22 protein-coding genes and 6 pseudogenes are annotated in these 26,327 nt (G+C 35.6%); 3 read left to right on the top strand and 25 right to left on the bottom strand.

Translation table 11 applies throughout. The features are described 5' to 3' along the window. The first annotated feature begins 274 nt into the window (after nt 1-274). Complete coding sequence (locus JCM21738_RS14930; protein ID WP_023613676.1) at nt 275-613, top strand: hypothetical protein; 339 nt, start codon at nt 275-277, stop codon at nt 611-613. A gap of 173 nt (nt 614-786) precedes the next feature. Here JCM21738_RS14930 and JCM21738_RS14925 read toward each other — a convergent pair whose 3' ends face one another. From JCM21738_RS14925 to JCM21738_RS24800, 3 genes are all read right to left on the bottom strand, one after another. Beyond that, nucleotides 787-1,140, bottom strand: a complete 354-nt coding sequence (locus tag JCM21738_RS14925) for a sigma-70 family RNA polymerase sigma factor (RefSeq protein WP_035209597.1) — start codon at nt 1,138-1,140, stop codon at nt 787-789. A gap of 355 nt (nt 1,141-1,495) precedes the next feature. After that, on the bottom strand, nt 1,496-1,702 hold the full coding sequence (locus JCM21738_RS14920) for a hypothetical protein (RefSeq protein WP_023613674.1): 207 nt from the start codon (nt 1,700-1,702) through the stop codon (nt 1,496-1,498). Nucleotides 1,703-1,844: 142 nt separating this feature from the next. Beyond that, entirely contained in the window at nt 1,845-1,997 is a 153-nt protein-coding gene (locus JCM21738_RS24800; protein WP_023613673.1) for a hypothetical protein, read from the bottom strand. A 272-nt stretch (nt 1,998-2,269) separates the two neighbouring features. Here JCM21738_RS24800 and JCM21738_RS22585 point away from each other — a divergent pair, with 272 nt between their 5' ends. Beyond that, nucleotides 2,270-2,989 (top strand): hypothetical protein, encoded by a 720-nt coding sequence (locus tag JCM21738_RS22585; protein ID WP_023613672.1) that lies wholly within the window; start codon nt 2,270-2,272, stop codon nt 2,987-2,989. A 106-nt stretch (nt 2,990-3,095) separates the two neighbouring features. Here the strand turns inward: JCM21738_RS22585 and JCM21738_RS14905 are convergent, their stop codons facing one another. The 21 genes and pseudogenes from JCM21738_RS14905 to JCM21738_RS14810 all read right to left on the bottom strand — a co-directional run bounded on the left by JCM21738_RS14905 (nt 3,096) and on the right by JCM21738_RS14810 (nt 24,402). Next, nucleotides 3,096-4,262 carry a nucleotide sugar dehydrogenase gene (locus JCM21738_RS14905; protein ID WP_023613671.1) on the bottom strand — a complete coding sequence of 389 codons (1,167 nt, stop codon included), beginning with the start codon at nt 4,260-4,262 and terminating at the stop codon, nt 3,096-3,098. A 29-nt stretch (nt 4,263-4,291) separates the two neighbouring features. Then, nucleotides 4,292-5,353 (bottom strand): MATE family efflux transporter, encoded by a 1,062-nt coding sequence (locus tag JCM21738_RS14900; RefSeq protein WP_243463041.1) that lies wholly within the window; start codon nt 5,351-5,353, stop codon nt 4,292-4,294. Between the two features lie 443 nt (nt 5,354-5,796). After that, nucleotides 5,797-6,923: pseudogene (wecB, locus tag JCM21738_RS14895) on the bottom strand (non-hydrolyzing UDP-N-acetylglucosamine 2-epimerase). Nucleotides 6,924-6,937: 14 nt separating this feature from the next. Next, entirely contained in the window at nt 6,938-7,288 is a 351-nt protein-coding gene (locus tag JCM21738_RS26005) for an SDR family oxidoreductase (protein ID WP_243463040.1), read from the bottom strand. Between the two features lie 92 nt (nt 7,289-7,380). After that, nucleotides 7,381-7,791 carry a sugar nucleotide-binding protein gene (locus JCM21738_RS26000; RefSeq protein WP_243463039.1) on the bottom strand — a complete coding sequence of 137 codons (411 nt, stop codon included), beginning with the start codon at nt 7,789-7,791 and terminating at the stop codon, nt 7,381-7,383. Between the two features lie 161 nt (nt 7,792-7,952). Then, entirely contained in the window at nt 7,953-8,879 is a 927-nt protein-coding gene (locus JCM21738_RS14885) for an NAD-dependent epimerase/dehydratase family protein (protein WP_023613667.1), read from the bottom strand. After that, nucleotides 8,876-9,903, bottom strand: a pseudogene (locus JCM21738_RS14880) (polysaccharide biosynthesis protein). Before JCM21738_RS14880 ends, JCM21738_RS14885 begins: the two are co-directional and overlap by 4 nt. A gap of 52 nt (nt 9,904-9,955) precedes the next feature. Beyond that, entirely contained in the window at nt 9,956-10,840 is an 885-nt protein-coding gene (locus JCM21738_RS14875) for a glycosyltransferase family 2 protein (RefSeq protein ID WP_023613665.1), read from the bottom strand. Then, entirely contained in the window at nt 10,812-12,131 is a 1,320-nt protein-coding gene (locus JCM21738_RS14870) for a glycosyltransferase family protein (RefSeq protein WP_023613664.1), read from the bottom strand. The genes JCM21738_RS14875 and JCM21738_RS14870 overlap by 29 nt, the downstream gene beginning before the upstream one ends. Nucleotides 12,132-12,168: 37 nt before the next feature. Further along, nucleotides 12,169-12,711: a hypothetical protein gene (locus JCM21738_RS14865; RefSeq protein WP_148296130.1), complete on the bottom strand. Its 543-nt coding sequence runs from the start codon at nt 12,709-12,711 to the stop codon at nt 12,169-12,171. Nucleotides 12,712-12,829: 118 nt separating this feature from the next. Next, nucleotides 12,830-13,591, bottom strand: a complete 762-nt coding sequence (locus tag JCM21738_RS14860; RefSeq protein WP_035209591.1) for a hypothetical protein — start codon at nt 13,589-13,591, stop codon at nt 12,830-12,832. A 45-nt stretch (nt 13,592-13,636) separates the two neighbouring features. Then, entirely contained in the window at nt 13,637-14,833 is a 1,197-nt protein-coding gene (locus tag JCM21738_RS14855; RefSeq protein ID WP_023613662.1) for a glycosyltransferase family 4 protein, read from the bottom strand. Nucleotides 14,834-15,033: 200 nt separating this feature from the next. After that, entirely contained in the window at nt 15,034-15,618 is a 585-nt protein-coding gene (locus tag JCM21738_RS14850; protein ID WP_243463038.1) for a GNAT family N-acetyltransferase, read from the bottom strand. A 12-nt stretch (nt 15,619-15,630) separates the two neighbouring features. Further along, nucleotides 15,631-16,259: pseudogene (locus JCM21738_RS14845) on the bottom strand (sugar transferase). A 13-nt stretch (nt 16,260-16,272) separates the two neighbouring features. Beyond that, nucleotides 16,273-17,490 carry a DegT/DnrJ/EryC1/StrS family aminotransferase gene (locus JCM21738_RS14840; RefSeq protein WP_023613659.1) on the bottom strand — a complete coding sequence of 406 codons (1,218 nt, stop codon included), beginning with the start codon at nt 17,488-17,490 and terminating at the stop codon, nt 16,273-16,275. Between the two features lie 853 nt (nt 17,491-18,343). Next, nucleotides 18,344-18,706, bottom strand: coding sequence for a type IV pilin protein (locus JCM21738_RS14835; RefSeq protein ID WP_034330687.1), 363 nt, complete (start codon nt 18,704-18,706; stop codon nt 18,344-18,346). Nucleotides 18,707-18,831: 125 nt separating this feature from the next. Continuing rightward, nucleotides 18,832-19,709, bottom strand: a pseudogene (gene galU, locus JCM21738_RS14830) (UTP--glucose-1-phosphate uridylyltransferase GalU). Nucleotides 19,710-19,948: 239 nt separating this feature from the next. Continuing rightward, nucleotides 19,949-21,769: a polysaccharide biosynthesis protein gene (locus JCM21738_RS14825; RefSeq protein WP_023613656.1), complete on the bottom strand. Its 1,821-nt coding sequence runs from the start codon at nt 21,767-21,769 to the stop codon at nt 19,949-19,951. Between the two features lie 319 nt (nt 21,770-22,088). After that, nucleotides 22,089-22,852: pseudogene (locus JCM21738_RS14820) on the bottom strand (tyrosine-protein phosphatase). Nucleotides 22,853-22,960: 108 nt separating this feature from the next. Next, nucleotides 22,961-23,630: pseudogene (locus JCM21738_RS14815) on the bottom strand (CpsD/CapB family tyrosine-protein kinase). 22 nt (nt 23,631-23,652) lie between these two features. Beyond that, complete coding sequence (locus tag JCM21738_RS14810) at nt 23,653-24,402, bottom strand: YveK family protein (RefSeq protein WP_023613653.1); 750 nt, start codon at nt 24,400-24,402, stop codon at nt 23,653-23,655. A gap of 227 nt (nt 24,403-24,629) precedes the next feature. Here JCM21738_RS14810 and JCM21738_RS14805 point away from each other — a divergent pair, with 227 nt between their 5' ends. Beyond that, a complete protein-coding gene (locus JCM21738_RS14805; protein ID WP_023613652.1) occupies nt 24,630-25,415 on the top strand; it encodes an SGNH/GDSL hydrolase family protein in 786 nt (261 codons plus the stop codon). A gap of 39 nt (nt 25,416-25,454) precedes the next feature. On the opposite strand, the gene JCM21738_RS14800 is transcribed toward JCM21738_RS14805, so the two are convergent. Then, entirely contained in the window at nt 25,455-25,922 is a 468-nt protein-coding gene (locus JCM21738_RS14800; protein ID WP_023613651.1) for a hypothetical protein, read from the bottom strand. Between the last annotated feature and the right edge of the window lie 405 nt (nt 25,923-26,327).

Raw genomic sequence — 26,327 nt, 5'->3', positions numbered from 1 at the left:
CTCCCGACCTGGTTTAGATTGTGTATTTGAGATTCATGTTGTCTCCTACTATCCGGACAATAAAACCATCAATACCCGGCCAAACTGACCGTCAGCAAACTATTCCGACATCCAAAAAGATCCCAGAAATACACCATCTTCTCGGAAATTCGCAACACGAAAGGAGCAAAAGGTACGTCCCCATGCTTCCTCTAACCTTTAATGAAGAACAAGACAGCATCAGGATGAAGTATAGAAAAGCTCTATTCAATGATCAAAAGGGGGAATCTTAAAAATGGTTGTGAAGAAAATGAGTGTTATAGATGCAGAAGAGGCGATTCGCTTCTTTAAAACCTATGGAATTAAATTTGATGAAGAGTCAGTGAAGGAATGGGCTGAGGATTACAACAAAAGCGCTGATATAGCCTGCGAGAGCCGGCAAATTGAAGAGAGAGATTTATACACTTACAATCATTGGTGTGTATTAAAAGGTACGGCATATGAAGATGGGATCGATGATAAAACAAAAATAGCGAGATTGCTTGAAGAGATTGCCGAATTAAAGCAAAAAAATTCCGAATTAAACCAAGAAATTCAAATCTTAGAATCAAAATTAGGTATTGGCCCTTTCTGAAAACTCCCCCTGCCTAAAGTGAATTTTTAGGTAGGGGAATTTTACATTATGATATTGGGGAAACATTCCTCTAGCAATGCACAGTCTTTGATTTTTGGATTATAGTGTTGAATCTTAATTGATGAAAACTGTTTAAAATTAATTTTTGAAAACTGCTTATTTCTACTTGACGGTTACACCTCTCTTACTGTTAAATCTTTATAGTAAAGAGCCTGTATGAGCTCTTGTTCCTTTTCATTCAGTTCAGCCATCGCTTCCTGCAAGATTAATAGAGTTGCTTTATCGCAAAGAATATCTTCTATCATTTGGTCATCCTGAAAATCATCGCCTAGATCTATCAAACGATTTATTGAATCTTCCTTGCTTGGGATATATTCAACCGTTTCTGTTTCAGGGTCGACAGCAATCCGTCCAACTTTGATATCCTCTTCTAGGTACCGCTCTCTTCTTTTCATTTTGTAATATTCTTTGTAAACCTCTTCACTAACACAGACCTGCTCCTTGCCGATTTTGATAAAAAAACTCACTCATTCTCTTTTCCTCCTATGGCCCCGCAAGGAGCCGTAGAGGAAAAAAGAGACAAAAAATAAGCCGGACACAGAACGCCCAACTGCATTATTTGCAGGGCGATCCATGTCCGGCTTATAGGTAGTTCACACCACGACTCCATTGCTCGGTACCGATTATTTTTGATTCAATGTGCATTCACTCGCTAGATGATCATTTTTTTCAAAATATCGCTCATCCGGCCTGGGTAATGCAGTCGATTCCTCGCTCGGTATCATCGTGATATGAACTTTTTATATAAATAAAAAAGGCCCAGATATATCAGTTATGCATCTACTGATTTATCCGGACCTTAAGGTAGATTTGATTTGCAACTCATGGTGAGGCACTATCTCCTTTTCGTCTCGCTTTAGGTTTTCCACTTACCTGTTTGAATTTATCTGTCGCAAGTTCAACTTCCCAAACCTGCTTACATCTTCCACACTTCGTTTGCACGGGACCACATGCTTGTTCCCCCTTATCAAACAACCTGTAACCACAGGCAGGACATTTTACTCGCGTAATGTTAGCTTCTTTAATCATTTGTTTTCCTCCCAACTATGCTGAAGCCATTTTAATGAAAAGTACTCCTTAATTATATTTTACACAGGAACATACGTTCTGTACAGTAAGTATAATAAACATTTGTAAAATAGTAACAAATTCGTAGATATTGAGTAGATGATTACACTGCTTCTCCATGAGCCTGATTATTTAAAAATGATACATTAATCACCTTTTTGCACTTTGGACATTTTATTTGCAGTTCAGCTTCCTTTGCTGAAAGCATGTCCATTAATCTTTTTGTGCACACTGGACATTTTACTACTTTGGCCATTGATTCCATCCCCTTTAAACATCTGTGAATTATATTTAATGTTGTTATAAGTTCATTTTATGTATTGTTTGCAGTCAATAGAAGTAACAAAAAAATATGTGAGCAAAATAAACAATGCACCAAATGGTTTTTCCAACAACTAATTTTGAAATTATTATAGCACGGAAGTATAATTAACACAACAAATATATTGACTTATTTTTCGTTTACCATTGACTATAATCAACACTTAAAATATAATATAGATATAAGATAGGATGAGGTGGATTATAATGAATAATGAGGAACAATTCAATAAAGAGGAGTTTGCCGTGCTACTTGATCGGGCGAAAGGTGATAGATCCATAAATAATTTCGCTAATGAAACAGGTGTAAGTGCTGCTCACATCTCCAGGTTTCTTAGACAAATGATTGCTTCACCTCCAACTCCGGAAACAATATCAAAATTTGCAGCGAAAGCACAAAATGAAGTTACGTATCAAGACCTTATGGTTGCCGCAGGGCATTTAGCTAAAAAAGATGAATCTGATGGAGAACAGGAAAATATAGTTGAGAGAGATTCTCCGAGGAATTTAAGGAATCAAGCGGAGGTGCTTGAGAAAAAATTTATTCAAGTCATTTTAGCTGACCTATATGAAAGGCCATTCAAGTGGACAGTAGAAAAGCCAGAAGGAAGATTAAACCGGCCTGATATGATTCTTAATATTGATCACGAAGGATACAATAGATGGTATTTAGAATTCATGCCCCTCATTTCGAATCGAAGGCATTTTTCATCTACGAATTACATTATGCGTTATGGACATATTGCATTGCAGGAACTATCCGAAACAGATAAATTTACTATTGTTGTTAATGATGAAGAAGTGTTCAATAGAATTATAAAAAGACCACCTTTATCACTAAGAGCAAATTTATACCTAATGCTTATTGATCTTGAGTGGGGTAAAATTCTAAAAGAAGAAATGCTGTGCAAATATAGGAAGGATTGAATATGAGGATTATGTTAGGAATTGCATAATCCTCTTTTTAGTAGGAAAAAATAAAAAGCACAACAAATAAGCCCGCCGAGCCACTTTTGGCCCAGCGGGTAATTTATTAATCCCTACTAAACAAATCCCTCGTATACACCTTTTCCTCTACATCATGTAAATTTTCAGACAGCCGATTCGCCACGATCACATCTGAAACTTTCTTGAACTCTTCAAAATCATTTATTAATCTTGAATTATAGAATGTCTCTTCATGAAGTGCTGGCTCATATACAACAACTTCAATGCCTTTAGCTTTAATTCGCTTCATGACACCTTGAATAGCCGATTGTCTAAAGTTATCTGAATCCATTTTCATGGTAAGTCTATAGATACCAACAATCTTGGGATTCTTTTTAATAATCATTTCAGCGACATGGTCTTTTCTCGTCCTATTTGCGTCTACGATGGCTGTCATTATATTATTTGGGACGTCTTCGTAGTTGGCTAAAAGCTGTTTTGTATCTTTAGGTAGGCAGTATCCACCATAACCAAATGATGGGTTATTATAATGATTACCAATTCGTGGATCAAGTCCAACTCCATCAATAATTTGCTTACTGTCTAGCCCTCTTACCTCTGCATAAGAATCGAGCTCATTAAAAAATGAGACTCTCATCGCAAGGTATGTGTTGGCAAATAGTTTAATAGCTTCTGCTTCTGTTGAATTTGTATATAATACGGGAATATCTTCTTTAATTGCTCCTTGAACCAGTAAATCAGCGAAAACTTGAGCTCTATCAGATTGTTCACCAACGATTATACGAGAAGGGTACAAGTTATCATATAAGGCTTTCCCTTCGCGTAAAAATTCAGGTGAAAATATAATATTATCAGTTTCAAACTTCTCTTTTATATTCTCTGTATATCCAACTGGAACTGTCGATTTAATAACCATTACCGCATCAGGATTAATAGATAGTACATTAGCAATAACAGCCTCCACAGTTCTGGTATTAAAATAGTTTTTATCCGGATCATAATTCGTTGGTGTTGAAATAATCACGTAATCTGCATCTTTAAAAGCTTTATAGTTGTCGGTAGTTGCGATTAAGTTTAGTTCCTTTGATGCTAAATATTCTTCAATCTCATTATCAATGATTGGCGACCTTCTATTGTTAATCATGTCTACCTTTTCTTGAATAATATCAAGTCCTATTACTTCATTATGTTGAGCTAGCAAAATGGCATTTGACAAGCCCACATATCCTGTTCCAGCGATTGTAATTTTCATTTTTGGATATCCCTCTTTCATCAAAACGGTTAAGCTTTTACTAAAATCCGGACATTATTAATGGATTTTGCGATATCCTTTTTCTTTAATAGTAAATAAAGGATATACATAACTGTATAAATCAAAACCGTGTACCATGCATCTACCAACCATCCTAATAATATAAAAATTATTGTTATTAATAATTCCAAAATTACATCTTTAGAAACTGAAATAGACAATATCTTGGATAAATATAACTCTGCAATAACTGATCTAATCGCTAAGAGGAACACTATCGATAAGATCGCAAGGTCTAAATTTCTATATACCATAGTTGTGATAAATGTTAGCAAGATACTTATGCTAAGAGAAATTAAATTGATTTTCAACATCAATTTCTCTTTCCTTAATGTTTTTAGATAGGTATTTATCAATAATACAGTTTTGCCTTCATATACAAACATAGGAAATAATATAGCCATATACACTAAACTCTCTGCATACTTTGGCAACCATGCTGATAAAACTACTTTAAGTGGAAAATAAGCAATTAGTAGACCTAACAAAATAATCATTAAAAAGTCTTTCACTGTTAAGTATATGTTTGCTAATTTTCTATCATCCGTTCTTCGTAAAATTGGAAACATAATAATTCCAATCGCATTAATAAAAATCATCATAAGATTTGATATACTTAATACAAGTGAAACCTTACCAAAAGTAGCCACATCCCAGGTACGTTCTATACCAAATCTCACTACACCAATAATTAACATGCTAGCAATATTGGCAAACATGAGTTTTATTCCTACATTGATATTTCTAACTGCTTCCCTTATATTAAAATAAAATAAGTTTATTTTTTGAAAAATGATATCCTTACAACAATACATTGCATATATCATAGAAATAAACTTTCCCATTAAATCAGCAATTACTAATAATTTAAACTCCCTAACATCAAAAAATAAGAAGCTAATAATTAAAACAATATATAAAATCTTATCTATCATTGTTATTTGAGCAAACTCTTTAATTCTGTTAGTTCCTTGCAAGATAAACAGAAGCATAGACCTAACATTAAAAAGAAATAAATTTATAGCAATCATTTTGAAAATAAATACTCTATTCAAACTTTCTATAAAGAAGTTTGAATAGATAAAAACAAATAAAGCGAGTATTATCTGCAATATAACCAACATATAAAACTGGGAAAAAAATACTTCTTATTTAAATCCTTGTATTCCTTACCACCATACCTCAAATATATTCCGTCATTCCAACCAAAATGTAAAAATCCAACATATGCAGAATAAAATAGATATAGCTGCCAATAACCATACTCCTCTACTCCAATTAATTTTGGCACTATAAGTATAACTAGGGTTGAAATGATAAAAGAGATCAAGTTTGATGTTAAAGTATATGAAAAATTTCTAATAAAACCTTTTAACTTAACGCTCAATTTTCTTATCCTCTTTTCATAGGTAATAACCAATTAACATCAAACTTAATTTACCTTTCACATACTGGTTAAATCAATGTCCGAAACTTATGATTTTCTCCACACCATTTTATTAACAATCCCGGTATAGCTTTGTATAATCTTTACAAGTTTGATGCTTACATTCTCATCAATATAATTTGGAACATCAATTCCTAAATCGCAATTAGCATTCATTTCAACAGCCATGTCTACCGCCTGTAGAACTTGTTCTGTTGTTATGCTACCAATTATCATATTTCCTTTATCTAAAACTTCTGGACGTTCTGTACTAGTTCTTACCGAAACAGCAGGAAATTTAAAATAGGAAGCCTCTTCTGCTATTGTTCCACTATCCGATACAACACAGAAAGAATTTCTTTGAAGATTGTTATAATCTGAAAAACCAAAAGGTGGTAAGCTTCTAACATTTGGATGAAATTTAAATCCACGTTGTTCTATAAACTTCTTACTTCTTGGATGTGTACTATAGATAACAGGCATATTATAGGTTTTTGCCATTGAATTTACAGCATTCATAAGTGCAATAAAATTCTGTTCATTATCAATATTTTCTTCCCTATGAGCGCTTAATAAGATATATTGATTCTTCTCAAGACCCAAAGTTTCTAATACATTACTAGCATTAATCTTCTCAAGGTTTGCATTAAGAACTTCAGCCATAGGTGAGCCCACCACATACGTTCTTTCTTTAGGAACTCCTTCTGAGTTTAAATACCTTCTGGCATGCTCTGTATAGCAGAGATTAACGTCGCTTGTATGATCCACAATTCTCCTATTAATCTCTTCAGGTAAGTTTTCATCAAAACATCTATTCCCTGCTTCCATATGAAAAATTGGAATTTTAAGCCTCTTTGCCGAAATTACGCTTAGACATGAATTTGTATCCCCTAATACTAGAATTGCATCCGGTCTTTGTTCCACCATAATTTCATATGATTTAGCTAAAACATTTCCCATAGTTTGTCCTAGATTATCTCCAACAACGCCTAAATAAAAATCTGGCTCTCTTAGTCCTAATTCTTCAAAGAACACTTCATTAAGGGTATAATCATAGTTCTGACCTGTATGAACCAAAATATGTTCGAAATACTTATCGCATTTTTTGATTGTCTCTGATAATTTAATAATCTCCGGGCGTGTGCGACAATTGTCATTAATTTTAATTTACGCACCATTGCTCATCCCTCTATTCAAAATAATGTGGGTAAATCTCTTTATTTTTTTCAATCCATTCTTTCATTTCAATAATCATTTGTTCATAACTCGGTACTACAAAAGAGAAGTCTTTTCTATTGTTAATAAGTGATTTGTCAACCCTAACTGAATCATCTGGCAAGATAGCTATTTTATCATCCTTCATGTGTTTGTTGAATAGTTTAAGTAAATCAAACTTACTAATGCTTTCGTTATTAACTAGGTTATATAATCCTGTTAAGTTTTCTTCTAAAGCCTTTTCCATAGCTTTGGCCAGAGTAAGTGTTGTAACTCCAGTCCATATAGCCTCTGTGTATCCATTAACTTGTCCCTCTTGTTTCATAAACCAATTAAAGAGGCCTATGCCGCCTTCATTTAAGTCAGGGCCAATTATTGAATTTCTAAACGTTAAATCTTTATTATTATCAAGTTCTCCTAGTGCTTTTGATCTATCATAGAAAGTTTCTCCATCTTTGAAGGATGTCTCAGTATATCCACCTGTATTTCCTGAAAAACACAGTCCGTACTCATATGAATAACCTTTGTTTTTAAATTTTTCGTAATATTGCTTAAAAAGTGTGGAAGAAAGCTATTTATCATAACAGCAAGCGATTTATTATCCTCTGCATCTTTATTTAAGATACCAACAGCATTAATAACTGCATCATATTTACCTTCTTGCACAACATTTTCTACAAGGTTTAAATCTGTGATATCCCCAATAATATTATTGCAGTGTTCAAACTGACGTCGAGAAAAGGTGGTTACATCATAACCAGCATCTTTAAAATAGATTGCTAAAGTGTGTCCCGCCATTCCAGTTGCACCGAGCACTAGTATTTTCATCTTAAAGTCCCTCCAATCTGTTATTTAACTTTAACCTTTCAATAATGAAGAGGCCTCCCCATCATTTTTTGGGTTAAATAAGGCCTCACGGATAGTTTGTAATTCTATTTACCTCTTTTATGATCTGCAGTTTTAAAAGTTTTGGTTATTAGTTAACTGTTCTACTCCACACAGTTTTCTTTAAACCAATTCATATATTCTATCAGACCTTTTTCTAAAGTAATCGAAGTCTCGAATCCTAATTCATTCTTTACTTTATCTGTTTGAGCTTTACAATGCCTCACATCAGCTGGCCTCATAGGTGCGTATTTTATACCCACATTAATACCGCTCATTTCTTGCATCATTTCAGCAAGCTTGTTTATAGTGATACTGCTACCACTTCCAAGATTATAAACACCAGTTCCCTTATCTGTTGTTCCAGCCAAGTAATTAGCTCTTGCTACATCACTAACATTTACAAAGTCTCTTGTCTGCTCTCCATCACCGAAGATGGTTATTGGTTCACCGGAAAAAATACGTTTTGCAAAGATAGGTATTACATTTCCATATAAATCATATCTTTGATTAACACCGTATATATTAAAGTATCTTAAGCAAATACCAGTTATATCATATATCCCGCTATATGCAAGAATCATCTTTTCAGCTGCTAACTTACTAACGCCATATGGTGAATCAGCATTCTGAGGATGATTTTCATCAATAGTAGGGGTAATCAATTCACCAAAGATTGCAGCAGAAGATGAATAAACAATTCGTTTAACTCCATGTTCTCTCATACCTTCTAGTATATTTACTGTTCCTAGAAGGTTAATATTTGAATCAAGTTGTGGGTCATCAAGAGACTTTTGTCTTCCAACGCATGCAGCCAAATGGAAGACTACATCTCTCCCTTCACATGCTTTCATTGTGATTTGCGGATCACAGATATCACCCTCAATAAATTCAACATCTAACCCATCTAAGTTGCATTTGTAACCTGATGAAAGATTGTCAATTACCCTAACTTCCCAATCTCTATCAAGTAGATACTTTACTACATTTGATCCGATAAAACCTGCTCCACCTGTTACTAATGCTTTCATACTAATTGTGCCTCCCATGTGCGTAGTTCATCTTTTATATATTGAAGAGTAAGAAGTTTAGCTTTTATTTGTTCGACATTTAATCTTTCTGTATTATCTGAGTTATATTCTCCGCTAGATGCAAGCTTTACGTCCCCGTCTGAAAGTACTTTTCGTAGTTTAAATCACGCTGATCAGCTGGTACTCTGTAAAACCCTCCCATATCTATTGCTTTTGAATATTCTTCTTTCGTTAGAAGAGTTTCATACATTTTTTCACCGTGTCTTACACCAATTACTCCAGTTTCTACACTTGGATTAAAAAGCTCTTTTACAGCTTGAGCTAAGTCACCAATTGTACATGCCGGGGCTTTTTGAACCATAATATCCCCTGACTTAGCGTTTTGGAATGCAAATATTACCAATTCTACAGCCTCTTCAAGACTCATGATATATCTAGTCATGGTAGGGTCAGTAATAGTTATTGGTTTTCCTGCTTTAATCTGTTCAATAAAGAGAGGAACCACACTTCCGCGTGAGCACAATACATTTCCATAACGAGTTCCACAAATTAGGGTTCTCTCCTCAGGTACAGTCTTAGACTTTGCTACAAATACCTTCTCCATCATTGCCTTAGATGTTCCCATTGCATTAACAGGATACGCTGCCTTGTCTGTTGAAAGACAAATAACTTTTTTTACTCCTTCATTAATTGCCGCAGTTAGAACGTTATCTGTCCCCAATACATTGGTTTTTACTGCTTCTAAAGGAAAAAATTCGCACGAGGGTACTTGTTTTAATGCTGCTGCATGAAAAATATAATCTACACCATGCATAGCATTTTTCACACTCTGAAGATCTCGTACATCTCCTATATAAAATTTGATTTTATCATTGTTATACTCTTTACGCATATCATCTTGCTTCTTCTCATCTCTAGAAAAAATTCGTATCTCACCGATATCAGTCTCAAGAAAACGATCTAAAACTGCATGTCCAAATGAACCTGTACCACCTGTAATTAATAATGTTTTATCCTTAAACATAGATGTTATTCCCTTCTTTTTTTATTATTTTTTTAGTATCGGAGATGTTTAATCAATGACCTAACATCAACCTATCAAGTTTTTTCTTAATTTTAAAAAATAGTGCATTAGAAAAGAAAACAGCACGGACTTTTTTCTTCAATCCACAATTAATTTTAAAAATAATTTTTAACATTTCACCATTGTACCTATAATTTTCTAACATTATTTCTGTACTTAACTCTTTTTGTTCTTCTTGTTTTAATCGTTTCTTGTAACGTTTTAAAAATTCTTCAATTGCAATCTGGCGAGAATGGTATTTATCATTAAAAATTGAATAATTTGAGTTTCTTGAAATTGCATTACCTTCATGAATTCGATAATATACGATAATGTCGTCAATTCTTATTCGCTCTTCAGCAAAAAATCTTATACACAACGACCACCAAGTATCTTCATTAGGATATTTTGTCGGTATAGGAGTAACTTCGCTAAGCATCCCTTTTGACATTAAAGTTAGAGGTCCACTCCAATTAAATGTCTTCTTATTTTTAGGTAGTATTAGTCTGTCATACTTCTTATTCGTGGAAAAGACTTTCATTCTACCACAAACTGCAATTCTCTTATTCGAATCTTTTTGTTCCACGTATTTCATCCAATTTTGCAATGCATCAGGAGGAAGCAAATCATCGGCACCCATAAAATAAAACCAATCACCTTTAGCATGATTAGCAGCTAAATTAAATGCTGCATTTTTCCCGATTTTCCCCGGTTGGAAAAAGGTAATTTTCTCACTATGTCTTATAGCAAGGTCATTTACAATTTGTCCTGTCTTATCCGTCGAACCATCATCAACTATTAGTAATTCAAAATTCTCGTACTTCTGTGAGAGTACACTATTTATTGCCTCAGCTATATTTTTCTCTTCGTTATAGGCTGGCATGATAAGTGTTATCAATTTGGGTTTCACCACCATTATTCTCGTTAATTACTTTAATAAGTTTATTTGCAATATATTCTGGAGTAGAGTCGTAGTATATCTTTTTTATGTCATTAAAGTTGACATATGAATTACGATTACTCTCTATAAATGAAACAAGTGTCTTTTTATTACTTTCCAACAATTGTTCATCCTGTTTTAGCATACAAACATACGGATATTTTTCTAAAACCTTGATAATAGGATCCTCACTATGTTTATACAGCAGTATAATCGGTCTACCACAAGACATATATTCATAGACCTTACTTTGCATTTGTGAGATATCATCATTACCTATTAGCAAAAGATACGAAGCACCTTTCATCGCATTGATAGCTTCTTTACTAGTAACAGTTCCATGATTTACAATGTTTGCACTATATCCTTTAATTTGCTCATTAACAATTTGATTACAATCCCCTGTAATGAATAAGTGCACCATCACAGATTGATTTACATCTATTATCTCTTTGAGCAAATCAATTGTATATTGCGGATGACGAATTTTTCTACTTAATCCACCTGCATATACTATAGAGATTTCTTCACTTTGTGCAATTACATTATTTTCTGTTATATCATCAGTTTCCTTTATTAAAGGGTGTTCTACATAAGTTATCTTTTTTTCAAACTGTGCAAAATGTTTCTTTATATGATCTGCCCACGAAAAATACGTTAATATCGCATTACTCTGTTCAATCATTCTCTTTTCCAAATGTAAATGGTTTTTCATTTTTAAACTTCTATTAAAATCAAACCAATGAGCTGTCTTGCTCGTACTATATTTATCAAATAAAAAGGGAATAATTTTTATGGTATCAAGTTTGCTAGAATTATATTTTTGGGCAGCTAATATACTTTCAATTGGATTACATGCCGGTATAATAACGTCTATTTTATCCTCAATAGAATTCAAAGCATGTAAATATTCTTCAACTAATTCATACTCGACTGTATACTTAGAAACTAAAGTTTTTGACACGTGAATTACTTTATTAAAAGTCAACAGCTGCTTCCAGAAAGTTTTCTTAATCCCTGTACTACTATTTATTTTTTTCTCTATCTTTTTCCTTTTCTTTTGTCTTAAGGAACTGACCCTTACTATATCATGATTACGGTATTGCCCCCTACTATTGTTTTCACTGGGATCATTGCTAATCACTGTAATATGATGATTATTTTCTAATTCCTCAACAATATTCCCCAAACACCTTGAGTTAGCGGAGTATTTAGGATGATAACTTCCCGTCATAACTACTATATTCAATACATCTCACCCCTCATTAATGGTTGTTTTATTAGTGTTAACCCGGATTTTTATTTATCAGCATACCCCAAACTGACCTTGTGAACACTATCCTTTTCTTGATCATTATCCAGTACAAAGATAGAACCCAAAATGCCATAAATGTAACTGGTTGTGAAAAAACTTGGTTGTTTCCTGGCAAATAAAAAATTAGTATGAACATCAAGCACAATAAAGGGTATGCTATAATTTCTTTTTCAACAACACACTTTTTAACTACAAAGGCAAAAAATCTACCTAATAAAAACATAATTATAAGCACCCCAATCCAATGTACATCGTTTGCAATCCAAGTATAAAAACTGTGCCAAGCGGACATTGGATCAATACCCTTTAAGGCCAACTTCGACTGATACGTATATTGAAACATGTCATTATTAAATAAATCACTAAAATTAGACATTAAAAACATTGAATTCCCAATTCCAAACATTGGTGTCCATTGTAGTTCAATGATTCTCGAAAAAGCATAGTATCCTTGAGTAAGATAAGAAGTAAGATAAATTAAAGTTGGATGTAAGAATTCCGGACTAATCTTCATTAAGGGGGCGTCCATATTGACACTATAGTAAGAATGATTATTTGTTCTATCACCAATTGCATTTGTAAAATAACTTATACATAAAGTAAGTAAAATCAATATTAATAATATATTTTTTTTACCTTTTGCTTTCCTTTTTTTTAAATACCTCATTGTTTATATTTTCATATTTATTCTGCATTTTTCTTATTAATATAATAGAAATAATTATTATAGCTAAATCAAATACACCCTTGTTTCTACCCATAATAATCCATCGCATTGCCTCTAATGAAAACATAATTATCACAATTACCTTATAGGAAAGATTTAATCTTTTAAAATACACTACCGACAAAGGAAATGCAGCCCAAGTTATGGGAGACGTAAGTACAATAATTAGATAAATTATTCCTCCCTCACTTCCACCACCAAATGATTCTTTATAGGCGGAAAGTGGATTTGTAATTCCATTGATTGTCTGGTCTATTAGTGCTGATAATGAAAAGGTTGATATATTTGTATAAGTAATTGTGCTTATAGAGGTCATTATTAGACCGAAAATAATAATAAATTTAACAAATCGCTTTATTTTAATTCTATTGGAAGTTATTAAATTTTCCTTCTTTGAATCCAAACCAATAGGAATACGAGCTTTATTTATTTCATATAAATACCCGAATGAAAAAAACAACTGATATAATATTAAAAATGCATAAAGAAAATATGGATTGGTATTTATCCAAGTTGTAGGTCCAAATGTATATAAAATAAGGGTAAAGATAAAATAAATTTCAGCAACCAATAATGGTTTTAGAAGAATAAACCTTGTCCTATTTCTTATTGATTGAGGATTATTACTTTGATCTGATTTAGTTCCTAACATTTGTTTTTCAGTCATTAATTAAACCTCTTTATCCAAGAATCTTCAACGGTAGAACTTCTCTTAATTAAAATGTTTTTCTAAAATATCAATTGAACGTTGCAAATTAAAGTTACTTTCAATAAATCCACGTCCGTTACTTCCTTTAATTGACAATTCGTTACTTATTGCCATCGCCTTAATTTTTGATACAAATGAATCGGCATCCCCCGACCATACCCATTCACCACAGTTTGACTCTTCTATTAAATCTCGAAGGTCAGTAATCTTATCCGTAGCTGCAAGTACGGGTTTGCTATATTCCATATAGGATAAAATTCGGGAAGGATAGTTTGGAATTGTGAATCTAGGATCTAACACGATTAATCCTACATTACATTCTTTTGTAATCTGCTCGTATTCATCTCTGGGTAGATTTTCAATTAAAAGAGCATTTTTAACTTTTTCTTTTCTTATTGTCTGTTCTAACTTATACCTATCTGTCCCTCTACCAATGAAAAGAAAATATATTTTCTCATCATCTTTGCACTCCTCAACTGCCTTACACAACAACTCTATATACTGTGGTCTCCCCATATTTCCTCCAAAAAGAAAAACACAGGCTTCATGAGGAATACCATAGCGTTCTCGCATTGGAAACCCACTATCTTTAATATTACTTGTTAGTTTTTTTGTGTTCGGAAAGATTTCCACTTTCCCTTTATCTAACCAAACATTATGTTCAATTATATAGTTTTTGTTTGCAACTGACATACATCCAATAATATCAGCAGTGCGATATAACGTTCTTTCCTTTGACGCAAAATATCTATACAATAATCCATTACTCTTTATAATTCCCAAATCAACTGCATTTTGTGGAAAAATGTCCTTCAGCATTAAATAGGCTGGACAGTGGAATTTTTTCTTAGCCCAGGCCACAAGACCAGCATTGGTTACTGGAGGAGCTTCAAATAAAATAAAATCAAATTCTCTGTCTCCTAGATATTTAGTAATACCTTTTTTCATTAAAATTGGGATTTTCAAAGTAGTTATCCCTTTTTCTATAAAACTAACATCATAGTAGTTTCCAGTCACAATACGTAGTACATCAAAACCTCGCTCTTTCTTCATTTCAGTATGTTGTTTATTTCTAGCCTGTTCCGATACAGCTACTGTAATCTCATGACCAGCTTCATTTAATGCCTCTGCTAAATCTGTATAAATAGTAGCCCCCTTTTCTGGCTCTGGAAAAGAAGTCGCAATGTATAGTACTCTCAAAAATATCTCTCCTCATTTTCTACCGCACACCATTTTCTCGTATAATTAGTTAGAGTTCCACTAAAAGTTCCACAAATGATAAACCTGGTGACACCCTACTTGTTTACAACCAACTTTATGGTAAAAGTTAATTGCACCTAAGTTTCGTAATTGGGTGCCAACCTTAATTTCTTTAACACCTTGTTGATGTGCTCCGTATTCTACCGCCTTAAATAGCTAGTGCCAATGCCACCTTTAGTTTCTTTTTGAGACACAGCAATTAGCTCAATTACACACGCATTATCGGCATATGAAAATAATAAAAAACCATTAATATCGCCTATCTCATCCTTAGATAATGCAAAAAACTTGTCATTCTTCCCAAAAGAGTTAATAAGCCATTGTTGATAGACTTGATCCCCACCGCGTTTGGCCAACCCAGGATCCTCAGTAAATTTTGAGAACTGGAAATCTGCTATTTCAATGACTTGATCATTCTTTTCTAATGCTTGGTGTATTGTTACATTCTCTGGTTTTTCATCTAAACCTATTAGTTTTTTCTCAAATTGTATATTCACATCTACCAAAAACGCTGTGGTGCCTTTCCCAATTAACTGTGCATTAATAGGTTCAGAGTTCATATTCATAATGGATATAAACTGATAATCTTTAAACCTAGTATTTAATTCAAGCCATTCATTTAATGAAAGAGGTTTATGCAGAGTAGCTTTAGCACTAGTAACACCAAAAAAGTCTGTATCCCAATTCAATTCATTAAAGGTCACTACATTTTCTATGTTTTTCATAAGCCCCCCCCTCTACATTCCTACGCCTGTATTTTTGTTTGAATTAGTATTCTTTTCGGTAACAAAAACATCTTCACGTTTTAAAACTGATATAGCTGTTTTGAAAAATATCTTAATATCAAGCCACCAAGAAAGATGATTGATATAGTAAATATCATTTTGGATTCTTTCTTTCCAAGGTACAGTGTTTCTAAAGTATGCTTGATTATATCCTGTAACACCCGGTCTAATTTCAAGCTTTCTTTCCTCGTTACCCTCATATAATTCAAGATGTTCTGGTAAGTCAGGTCTAGGACCAATAATACTCATATCACCCTTTATAATATTTAATAGCTGTGGTGTTTCATCAAGCTTGTTTTACGTATAAACTTTCCAATCTTGGTTAGTCTAGGGTCATCTTCTGCATTAAAGGTTGATCCATCATTATTTCTTAGGTCAGGAGCATTCATTTTCATCGAACGGAATTTATACATTTTAAATACTTTTCCATCCTTACCAAGCCGAGGAGCGTTATAAAAAATTGACCCTTTATCTTGAAAATAAATAATTGGCCCTATAATAATTAGGATAATAAACCAGAACGGTAGGGCTATTAGAGCAAGTATTAAATCAAATATTCTTTTAAAGAAATTCTTATACATTTAGTTCCCCACCTTAGACTTCTTTCATTATCCTTTTCAAACTTTCTATCACATACTCTACATCCTCATCACTCAATAAAGTATGAAGTGGAAGTGTAACCTCATTTACATATTGCTTATAAGCATTGGGAAAATCATGAATATCAAACCCTAAATTCTTATAAGCCGTAAACATAGGTAATGGCTTATAGTGGACATTGCATGCCACACCAGCTTCAGCCATTTTAATAATAATTTCATTTCTCTTTTCTTCACTGATTTCAGGTATTCTCATTAGATATAGATGACCTGAAGAAGTAAAATCTTCACCATAGTGCTGCAAGCTTTGAAAACCTAATGGTAAAAGTGCTCTATCGTACATTTCAATAATCTCTTTACGTCTGTTCAATAAAAATTCATATCTATTTAATTGGATTAAACCAAACCCAGCCATTATATCAGTCATATTACACTTATAGGCAGGGTAAATAATATCATATTCCCATGCACCTTTTTGAGTTTTCGCCAGTGCATCTTTGGACTGGCCATGCAGACTATATAGCATAAATTGTTTATAGAGCCACTCATCGTCCAAACCCCAATTACCACGCCATACAACAGCTCCACCTTCAGCCGTTGTCAGATTTTTTACTGCATGGAAAGAAAAGCAAGTGAAATCTGCTACTTGACCACATTTCATTCCATTTCTATTAGCCCCAAAGGCATGGGCAGCATCAGTCATAACAATTACCCTATTAAATAATCCTTGAAGTTCATTATTCGGCTTAAATAGATTTTTCTTACCTTCAACTATTTCATATATTGTATCGTAATTGCACATTTTCCCAGCAATATCAACTGGAATAATCGCTTTTGTCTTTTCAGTTATAGCATCAGCCAATTGAGAGTAATCCATTTCATAAGAATCTGGAGCAGTGTCTACTAATACAATTTTAGCCCCAACATGATCTATAATTGAGGCAGAGGCTGTATAGGTATAAGCCGAAGTAATAACTTCATCCCCAGGTCCAATCCCTAAAATACGAAGGGTAAGTTCCATTGCTGCTGTTGCGGAATTTAAACAAACAGCTCTATTTACACCTACATATTCTGCAATTCTTTTTTCAAACTCTTTAGTTCTAGGTCCAGTTGTGATCCAACCGGATTTCATTGCCTTTATAACTTCTTCAATCTCCGCATCTGTTACATCTGGTGGAGAAAAAGGGATATTTCTTAATTCAGTATCAATCATTTTATTTTCCTCGCTTTATTTAAATTTTATATTTAAAGCATTTGAGTTGTATTTAGTTTGCTAGGACTTAATTGGAATCTATGAATCTTTCTTTCCAACCAACTACTAACCTACTAAATCAATCTATATTTTATAGCCACCTCGTATACCATATACACTTTTACGCAAAATGCACCCCCCCTAAAAACCTTGTCAAATCAACGTTTTTCACACACATTTTAATTTTCATCTATTTCATATTGGGGTTCACATGATTATGCAAAAGGGATGAAATCAATATATTGTGTCCGTTTTATACTTTTCCGCAAAATCAACTACTACATATTGTGTTTATCTATATCTAATACTCACCTCGTATACCATATACACTTTTACGCAAAATGCACCCCCCCTAAAACCTTGTCAAATCAACGTTTTTCACACACATTTTAATTTTCATCTATTTCATATTGGGGTTCACATGATTATGCAAAAGGGATGAAATCAATATATTGTGTCCGTTTTATACTTTTCTGCAAAATCAACTACTACATATTGTGTTTATCTATATCTAATACTCACCTCGTAATATCTATTCAATCTACCAAGCAAATACGAAATAGATATTTTTGAACTAATCACCCTTAACCGCGTTTCTTCCTATTATATATACCATTCAATCAATCTATAAATCTCACTAAAAACGCCTCAAACCCTTATCCCGCAAGGTTTCTAACGTCCAATCTAACAATGATAGTCAGTTCCCCCTCATAATTCAACCCCTCACTACCTCAAATAAGGCCGAAGGCCTGGTGAACATCTCTAGCTCAGCCCCCATTCATTCAGCAAACTGAGCCAGAATACCAACGCAACCTCAGAGAAAAGGAACCTCACTATCTTTATTTTCTTCCTCTTCATCCTCACTATCATTATCCCCATGCACACTACACTCAACAGTCCCATCCACAAAGTTAAGCTCCCCGCCAACCGGACAAACCTCTCCATCCATTCTTGAATGAGAGAACTCAACAAAAACAGCAGAACTATGATCAATTTGCTCAACTATTAAAAACTCCTGGTAAAGCCTAGCCATCCCCACCCGATTAACCTCACACAAATCCTCTTTATACTCCTCCATAAAATGACCATAAACAGGAACAGCAATCGCAGCCAATATACCCATAATAACTATAACCGCAAGTAATTCCACCAACGTAAAGCCTCTTGAATCCCTCATAAAAACAATCCTTCACCGAATTTTACTTTATCTTTAGCAAGCAAATTCTCAGGAGTCCAAACCTCAATAAAAACACCCCGGATTCAATACATACTCAAAGATGAACCCGAGTACTCAATAATTATTTAACTTTTTTCTTTCGCCATAACCTCATCTAGATAAGCTAATAGGTCTGCTCGAAGCTCATCATTCTGCAGCGCAAACTCCACAGTCGTCTTCACAAATCCAATCTTCTCCCCAACATCATACCGCTTCCCCTCAAAATCGTAAGCGAACACACGCTGTATCTGATTCAACTTCTGAATCGCATCCGTCAGCTGAATCTCCCCACCAGCACCAGTTTCCATCTGATCCAAAAACATAAAAATCTCAGGAGTAAGAATATATCTACCCATTATCGCAAGATTAGAAGGAGCCGTTCCCGGCGCAGGTTTCTCAACTAAATTCTCGACCTGATACCTTCTATCACTTTGAACCGAAGACTCAACAATACCATAACGATGAGTCTCCTCATCCGGCACCGTTTGCACACCGATCACTGAAGAATGTATTTGCTCATACTGGTCAATCAACTGGCGAAGACAAGGAGTCTCACTCTGAACAATATCATCACCAAGCAGCACTGCAAATGCTCATCGCCAATGAAGTTTCTTGCACACCATACTGCATGTCCTAGACCTTTAGGTTCTTTTTGACGGATATAATGAATGTCTGCGAGATTGGTTGAATACCGTACCTTCTCAAGAATATCCAACTTACCTTTTTCCAAAAGATTCTGCTCAAGCTCATGAGCAAAATCAAAATGGTCCTCAATTGCACGCTTCCCCTTACCAGTAACAATAATAATGTCCTCAATACCAGAAGCAATCGCCTCTTCAACTATGTATTGGATAGTCGGCTTATCAACAATCGGCAGCATTTCCTTTGGCATCGCCTTAGTAGCAGGCAAAAATCTTGTACCTAATCCAGCAGCAGGAATAATCGCCTTCCGCACCTTCTTCAACTAAAACTCCCCTTTCTTTAACATTGGAGTCTCAAAACCGGAGGTTTTGCTATTAAAAACTCAGCTCCAAATAAAAGTAATCCACTATTAAAATAGAAGGCTTTGATATAAAATCCGGATCCTTCCTCCAAATCAAAACCAAATTCCTTCTATATATGTCACTAAATCAGCATCGTAAGATGCGCATCAATCCCCTACTTCAACATACAGTGTCCCAAATCAGCATCGATGATTCTTTATCACTTCGCCACCAAAAACACTCTGTTCTTTTTGCGATTTGCCAGGTTTATCACATACTCCTTAAGCTGACTAGCATTAAAACTCTCAAACTGACGAAGAAGATACTCAACCTCCTCCTCCTGCTCCAAAACAGCCTTCCCAATAAAAATCTTCGGATAAATCGGCTCAGGATGAATCTCCTTCTCATTCAGCAACTCCTCAAACATCTTCTCCCCAGGCCGCAGCCCAGAAAAAAGAATAGGAATCTCATCAGTAGAATAACCCGAAAGTGTTATAAGATTTTTAGCCAGATCGACGATTTTAACGGGCTCGCCCATATCCAGCACAAAGATTTCTCCCCCGCGTGCTAATGAACCAGCTTGGATAACCAACCTTGAAGCCTCCGGTATCGTCATAAAATACCTTGTCATATCCGGATGTGTAACCGTAACCGGCCCGCCAGCCTGAATCTGCTTTTTAAAGAGAGGGATAACACTCCCTCGACTCCCAAGCACATTTCCAAACCTTACTGCAACAAACTTTGTCTTACTCTCCTGATCGAGCTTCTGAATAATCATCTCCGCAATCCGCTTCGTCGACCCCATAACATTGGTAGGGTTAACAGCCTTATCAGTAGAAACAAGCACAAAAGTCCCAACACCAAATGTGTCCGCCGCCTCTGCCACATTCTTAGTCCCAAACACATTATTCTTAACAGCTTCCCTCGGATTGTACTCCATCAACGGCACATGCTTATGAGCCGCCGCATGATAAACCACATTCGGCGCATGCACTTCCATAACCTCAAACATTCTCTCCCGGTCTTGCACATCCCCAATCACTGGAACGATCTCAATCTGTTGTCCATATTGGTTATTCAATTCCATATCAATCAAGTAAATGCTGTTCTCTCCATGCCCAACAAGCACCAGTTTTTCCGGTTCAAACTTGCATATCTGCCGGCATATCTCGGAACCAATCGAGCCGCCTGCACCTGTTACCAGCACTGTTTTACCAGAAACATACTCAGATATCCCCTCAATATCCAGCTTGATCGGATCTCGTCCGAGCAAGTCCTCAACTTCTACATCGCGGAAGTTGTTGACGGCTACTTTCCCGATCATGACGTCTTCTATCTTTGGCATGATCTGCGGCTTGATTTTTGTCTTTGTACATTCTTCAAAGATTCTTGTCAACTCTTCCTTTTTCAACGAAGGAATCGCAATGACGATTTTATCAATATTGTATTTTTCAACGGCTGCTGAGATATCCTTGCTTGTACCTGCTACCGGGATACCAAGGATATGCAGCTTGTACTTTTTCGGATCATCATCGATGAAAGCTGCCGGCATTAATCCTAATTCGCGGTTGTTCTTCAATTGTCTAGCTACCAGTGTGCCTGCTTGTCCAGCACCGACTATCAGTACCTGTGTCATGTTTTTATCCGGCTTCAGGAACCGGTCCCTTGTAATCCGCCACCAGAAGCGGCTGCCGCCGATCATCAGGATCAGCAATGTCCATGTGCTGAACAGCACGCGTCCATATACGTGATAGTCCATGATGTACTGGAACAAAGTCAGCATCAGTATCGAAAGAGTGACTGACTTTGTTATTCCGATCAGCTCACCGACACTGGCATATTCCCATGCTTTGTTGTAAAGCAGGAACACCGATGCAAACACATGATGGCAGAATAAGAGGACCAGTGCACTGATAAGAACATTTTCGTAAACCAGAATTTCCAAAGATGGATGCAGTGGAATATAACTTATGTATATTGCTGCAAATACAATCAAGGAATCCAATCCGGCTAGTAATAATAAACGCTTGTGGTAGCTCATCCATATCCCCCTATTTAATTCAATTGCTATTTTCATATAACTTTTTAGCCACAAAATAAATATCTAATGGAAACACACATGTCTTGACATGTATTTTCATTAGATATTTATAAGGTATATTTATTTAATAAAAAATTAATGGGCATCTAACCCGCCCTCACACCATGCTATCGACAACTTACGTGTCTAAGGCCTGCTTTTCCAGCATCCCACAGCATGATCGAGTGCCTCCATGGGTAACGGGTAGGAGGCATCGCCGGTCAGTATAACTGACATATAGATATTTTAGCTCTGGATTATCTAATCCAATTACCTCGACTTAGAAAATTCCAAGGAATTTTTTCTTTTTGACATGTTGCGGGACTTCTCTGTATACGTTCTGTCCTTCAACGAGTAACTCTGCGTTCTCCTTCAATAGGTAAACCGTACCCATTCCATAGCGGGCCTCAATATGTTCAAACGCACTCACCATATGAAAAGCACGGTTTGTGAGATTGTGAGCGTCTGAGGCAATAAAATGAATCAGGTTTGCTTCAATCAGCTGTTCTGAAAAGCTCTTTACCTTCTTGCCGAACTTCCCGCTGATGCTGGAAGCTGTCAGTTGAGCAAGAGCTCCTTTTTTTATGAATTGATATAAAAGATCCGGTTTCTCGACAATCTCCTGATTACGTTCCGGGTGGACGATGATCGGAATCAATCCTTTAAGCTGGATATCGAATAACAGCTTTTCTGTATATCTCGCACATGGCCTGATGGAAGTTCGATGAATAAATATTGTGTTCCATTGAGCGTCTGGATTTCCCCATTATCCAATCCTTCGATGATTTCCCCGTGGATTGCCGGCTCCTGGCCCGGCAATACTTCCAATGGAATCCCTTCTTCTTGTAACAGAAGGTTTAATATCTCCGTTTTATCCTTAACGGTCTCTTTCGGATTATCATATCGACCATTTTTATGGTGGGGTGTCGCGATGATTATATCAATTCCTTCTTGGACTGCTGCTTTTGCTAGTGCTACAGAGTCCTCCAGGGTTCTTGCTCCATCATCAATTCCTGATAATATATGAGAATGAATATCTATCATCACCAACACTCCCTTCCAATATAATGGTATATTAATAGGTCTTTTATCATATTACCACCGACAAAATATACGGTAAAGGGTGTATATTGTCGGTTTTTGTCGACTATACTATTTTTTTGCGTAATAATAATAGTAATCTGAATCAGTTAATTTTTTATTGTTTAGAACAGCTCCAAGAAGCTTTCCTTTTGATGAAATCAAATTTCTTTTGCCTTTGCTGCTTCCTCGATTTCAGTCTTGCCGCTTGAAACTACCAAAATGACTCCATCACACTTATTTGCGAGAATTTGGGCATCTGCAACAGCCAATACGGGAGGGGTATCGAAAACCACATGGTCAAACAATTCCATCGCCTGTTTCAAGAATGTGTCCATGGACACAGAGCTTAATAGTTCTGCAGGATTGGGTGGTACTGGTCCACTTGGCAGAATCGAAAGGTCCGAAATACTCGACTCCACAAATGATTCTTCCAATGATTGCTGCTTCGTCAATACACTAGTCAAACCGAACGTGTTTGTCAGATTGAATGTATAATGCACGGTCGGCTTTCTCAAGTCTGCATCAACTAACAGTACCTTTTGCCTTGCTGGGCGAATGTAACTGACAGATTGGCCGCAGTGGTGGATTTTCCATCACCAGGTCCTGCAGAGGTTACCATGATTGTATTCAATTCTTTATCAATAGAGGCAAACTGGATATTTGTCCTGATTGTCCTGTACTGCTCGGTAATCGGTGATTTTGGATCCAGGGCAGAGACAAGCTTTCGGCGACTATCCATTGCCATCTTTTTATTTACTTTTCTAAGAACCAATAGACTCACCTCTTACTCTAGCTTTTCGCTCATTTCGGCTGCTTACTTTATTTTGCAAATGAGAATCGTCAATTTGGGCGATTACGCCAAGCAAAGGCAAGCCGAGCGTCTTTTCGATATCCTGCTCATTTTTGATCGTATTATCCAGATACTCTAGTAAGAAGGCAAGACCTACAGCGGCCATTAATCCTACTACCATTGCGATCGCAATATTAAGCAGTGGTTGTGGTTTTATTGGGGACTGATTGTCTAAAACCACCGCTTTTGCAAGGATGCTGACATTGTCGACTTTCATGATGTTGGTGATTTCTCTTGTGAAAACCTCTGCAATCTTATTGGCAATTTCCGCAGCCCGGTTTGCATCAGCATCTTGTATCGAAATATTCACTACCTGAGAGTTCTGCTCACTTTGAACAGAAATCTTTCCATTCAGTTCAGCTGTTGTCATGTCCAGGTTTAATTCATCAATAACCAAATCAAGGATGGCCGGGCTCTTGATGATGACATTATAAGTATTGATTAATTGAAGGTTAGTTTGGACTTCTCCAACACTATACATGCTTTGCTCATTCTTCGATTGATTGACTAGCAACTGTGTCGACGCCTGGTAGATAGGGGTTAATAAAAAGAAGCTAATGATACCACTTACCATTACTGCCAGAAGCGTAATGACTGCTATAAGGTTAAGTCTCTTTTTTAATGTTTGCAGCAATTCTTTTAAACTAATCGTTTCTTCCATATGCTCCTCCATTAGGTAAAAAAATTTTACCATTAAATAATATCATAAAACATTGTATTCTTTGTCAATTTTTGTCATAATTTTAATGAACATGTAATTGTTCGGGTCTACCTGAAATATTTTAACAGTTTCTTATACTAGAATGAAAGTTAAATATTGTAATTGGAAATATTTTAAACGTTTCTTATAATGTATAGTAGGTCATTTTAACTATTTGGGGGTATACTATGAAATCACTTTTTACTGCTATATTGGCCTTTGCGTGTATGTTCATATTGATTTGGGGGAACTTTCATTGGAACTCAAAAACTTCTGTTTCAGGTCACTTAATAGAGAGCAAAACTGAAACTGCTAAGAAGAATGAGGAAAAGGTCAACGATGAACCTAACCATGACGTATTAGCATATACAAAGAATTGGCCTGAAGACGCGGTTACTGTCTTTGAGAAGGCACTTGAGGAAGAACGTCCAATCAAGATCCTAATCGTCGGTTCTGAGGCACTAGGTGATGAACAGTCTGGTTGGGCAGCAGATGCAAAGAAGAAACTCCTTGAAACTTACGGAGAAGATCACCTGGATGTTGAACTTGCAATTTTTGATCAGAATTCCTTGGAGTTCGCAACAGGAAGTTCTTCAGTCATTGGAGAAAAGAATGCAGATATGGTCATCTTTGAACCATTCACACTAAAAGACAATGGGGTCGTTAAAATAGAAGACTCCATAGAGCACCTGCAAGCCGTGATTGATGAGACTAAAGCAACAAACGAAGAAACAGTCTTTATCCTGACACCACCACACCCAATCTATAAGGCAACTTTCTATCCCGTTCAGGTAGATGCCTTGAAGGACTTTGCAACTGAAAATGACATTGCTTACCTCGACCACTGGGAAGCCTGGCCAGATCCAATGACAGCTGAAATCAATGACTACTTAACGGACGACCAAAGCCAACCTAATGAGGAAGGACATAAGATTTGGGAAAACTTTGTTGTTGATTATTTAATTAGTGAATAACAAAATGGAGATGCCTACGAGAGGCATCTCCATTTTTAATTAATTAAACGTTAATACTAGTTTTGCAGGGTCTTCATCAGATATATCAAGTACCCCGGTGGTTATGAGATTGCCTTCGGAAATTTCTTCTGCAGTAATAAATGCGTATAGCAGGTTACCTACTGCATCATATATTTCTACAGAATTTGAGTTTTCAAAGTTTGATACACTTACTTCCACTGTCCCGGTTACTCCCATATGGCTTTGATCATTATCAATGGTTAAATCGATTGTATCGTTAGCGGTCAAACTTTGACTAGAATCTACGTCACTGAATACATTCGAAAGAACAGCACTACTTGGTGTTACAGAAAAATTGAACACAATATCTATTGAATTTCTCTGCGAATCGGTTGCATTAACTATAACCTGCTCATGTCCTATCGCACCTGGATATACTTTTAACTGTGGCCCAAACTCTCCATCCTCTATGTCAACATTTAAAAGAACAGGTTCAGAAGATACCACCGAGAATTCGGCCGTCTCTAAATGTAAACGTAAAATAATCCCCACCTGTATTATAGATGGGGATTATTTTACGTTTACGTTATATCCATCTAAAGCCAGAAATCAATCTCCGCCAATTCAACTTAAACAAAACTCAATTCACCACAATAAATGAAAACAAAAGCTATAGTACAAGGGATTTAGAAGTTCTACCCACATAACCAATACCCAAAAATAATGTCAGACCCATTCCGACCTGGTTTTTAGAAAATGCATTTGATAATACTAATGTGGTTACACAGTTCAGGACAAAGAAAACCATCAATACCCGGACAACCTGTCCGTCAGCAAACTACTATTTCGATATCAAAAACCCCCGAAATTTTCGTAACACGAAAGGAGCAAAAGGTACGTCCCCATGCTTCC

Source organism: Mesobacillus boroniphilus JCM 21738, from assembly GCF_000517385.1.
Lineage (GTDB): Bacteria > Bacillota > Bacilli > Bacillales > Cytobacillaceae > Mesobacillus > Mesobacillus boroniphilus.
Note: the sequence above shows the minus strand (reverse complement) of the source record. Positions and strands in the feature narration are given on the sequence as shown.

What these genes read in the sequence shown, in the direction of transcription:
- JCM21738_RS14810 (WP_023613653.1), bottom strand. Translation starts at nt 24,402, where the DNA reads ATGGAAGAAACGATTAGTTTAAAAGAATTGCTGCAAACATTAAAAAAG.
- JCM21738_RS14920 (WP_023613674.1), bottom strand. Translation starts at nt 1,702, where the DNA reads ATGATTAAAGAAGCTAACATTACGCGAGTAAAATGTCCTGCCTGTGGT.
- JCM21738_RS14805 (WP_023613652.1), top strand. Translation starts at nt 24,630, where the DNA reads ATGAAATCACTTTTTACTGCTATATTGGCCTTTGCGTGTATGTTCATA.
- JCM21738_RS14835 (WP_034330687.1), bottom strand. Translation starts at nt 18,706, where the DNA reads ATGAGGGATTCAAGAGGCTTTACGTTGGTGGAATTACTTGCGGTTATA.
- JCM21738_RS22585 (WP_023613672.1), top strand. Translation starts at nt 2,270, where the DNA reads ATGAATAATGAGGAACAATTCAATAAAGAGGAGTTTGCCGTGCTACTT.
- JCM21738_RS14860 (WP_035209591.1), bottom strand. Translation starts at nt 13,591, where the DNA reads ATGACTGAAAAACAAATGTTAGGAACTAAATCAGATCAAAGTAATAAT.
- JCM21738_RS14840 (WP_023613659.1), bottom strand. Translation starts at nt 17,490, where the DNA reads ATGATTGATACTGAATTAAGAAATATCCCTTTTTCTCCACCAGATGTA.
- JCM21738_RS14850 (WP_243463038.1), bottom strand. Translation starts at nt 15,618, where the DNA reads ATGAAAAACATAGAAAATGTAGTGACCTTTAATGAATTGAATTGGGAT.
- JCM21738_RS24800 (WP_023613673.1), bottom strand. Translation starts at nt 1,997, where the DNA reads ATGGCCAAAGTAGTAAAATGTCCAGTGTGCACAAAAAGATTAATGGAC.
- JCM21738_RS14905 (WP_023613671.1), bottom strand. Translation starts at nt 4,262, where the DNA reads ATGAAAATTACAATCGCTGGAACAGGATATGTGGGCTTGTCAAATGCC.
- JCM21738_RS14930 (WP_023613676.1), top strand. Translation starts at nt 275, where the DNA reads ATGGTTGTGAAGAAAATGAGTGTTATAGATGCAGAAGAGGCGATTCGC.
- JCM21738_RS14865 (WP_148296130.1), bottom strand. Translation starts at nt 12,711, where the DNA reads ATGAAGATTAGTCCGGAATTCTTACATCCAACTTTAATTTATCTTACT.
- JCM21738_RS14900 (WP_243463041.1), bottom strand. Translation starts at nt 5,353, where the DNA reads ATGATTGCTATAAATTTATTTCTTTTTAATGTTAGGTCTATGCTTCTG.
- JCM21738_RS14885 (WP_023613667.1), bottom strand. Translation starts at nt 8,879, where the DNA reads ATGAAAGCATTAGTAACAGGTGGAGCAGGTTTTATCGGATCAAATGTA.
- JCM21738_RS26005 (WP_243463040.1), bottom strand. Translation starts at nt 7,288, where the DNA reads ATGAAACAAGAGGGACAAGTTAATGGATACACAGAGGCTATATGGACT.
- JCM21738_RS14825 (WP_023613656.1), bottom strand. Translation starts at nt 21,769, where the DNA reads ATGAGCTACCACAAGCGTTTATTATTACTAGCCGGATTGGATTCCTTG.
- JCM21738_RS26000 (WP_243463039.1), bottom strand. Translation starts at nt 7,791, where the DNA reads ATGAAAATACTAGTGCTCGGTGCAACTGGAATGGCGGGACACACTTTA.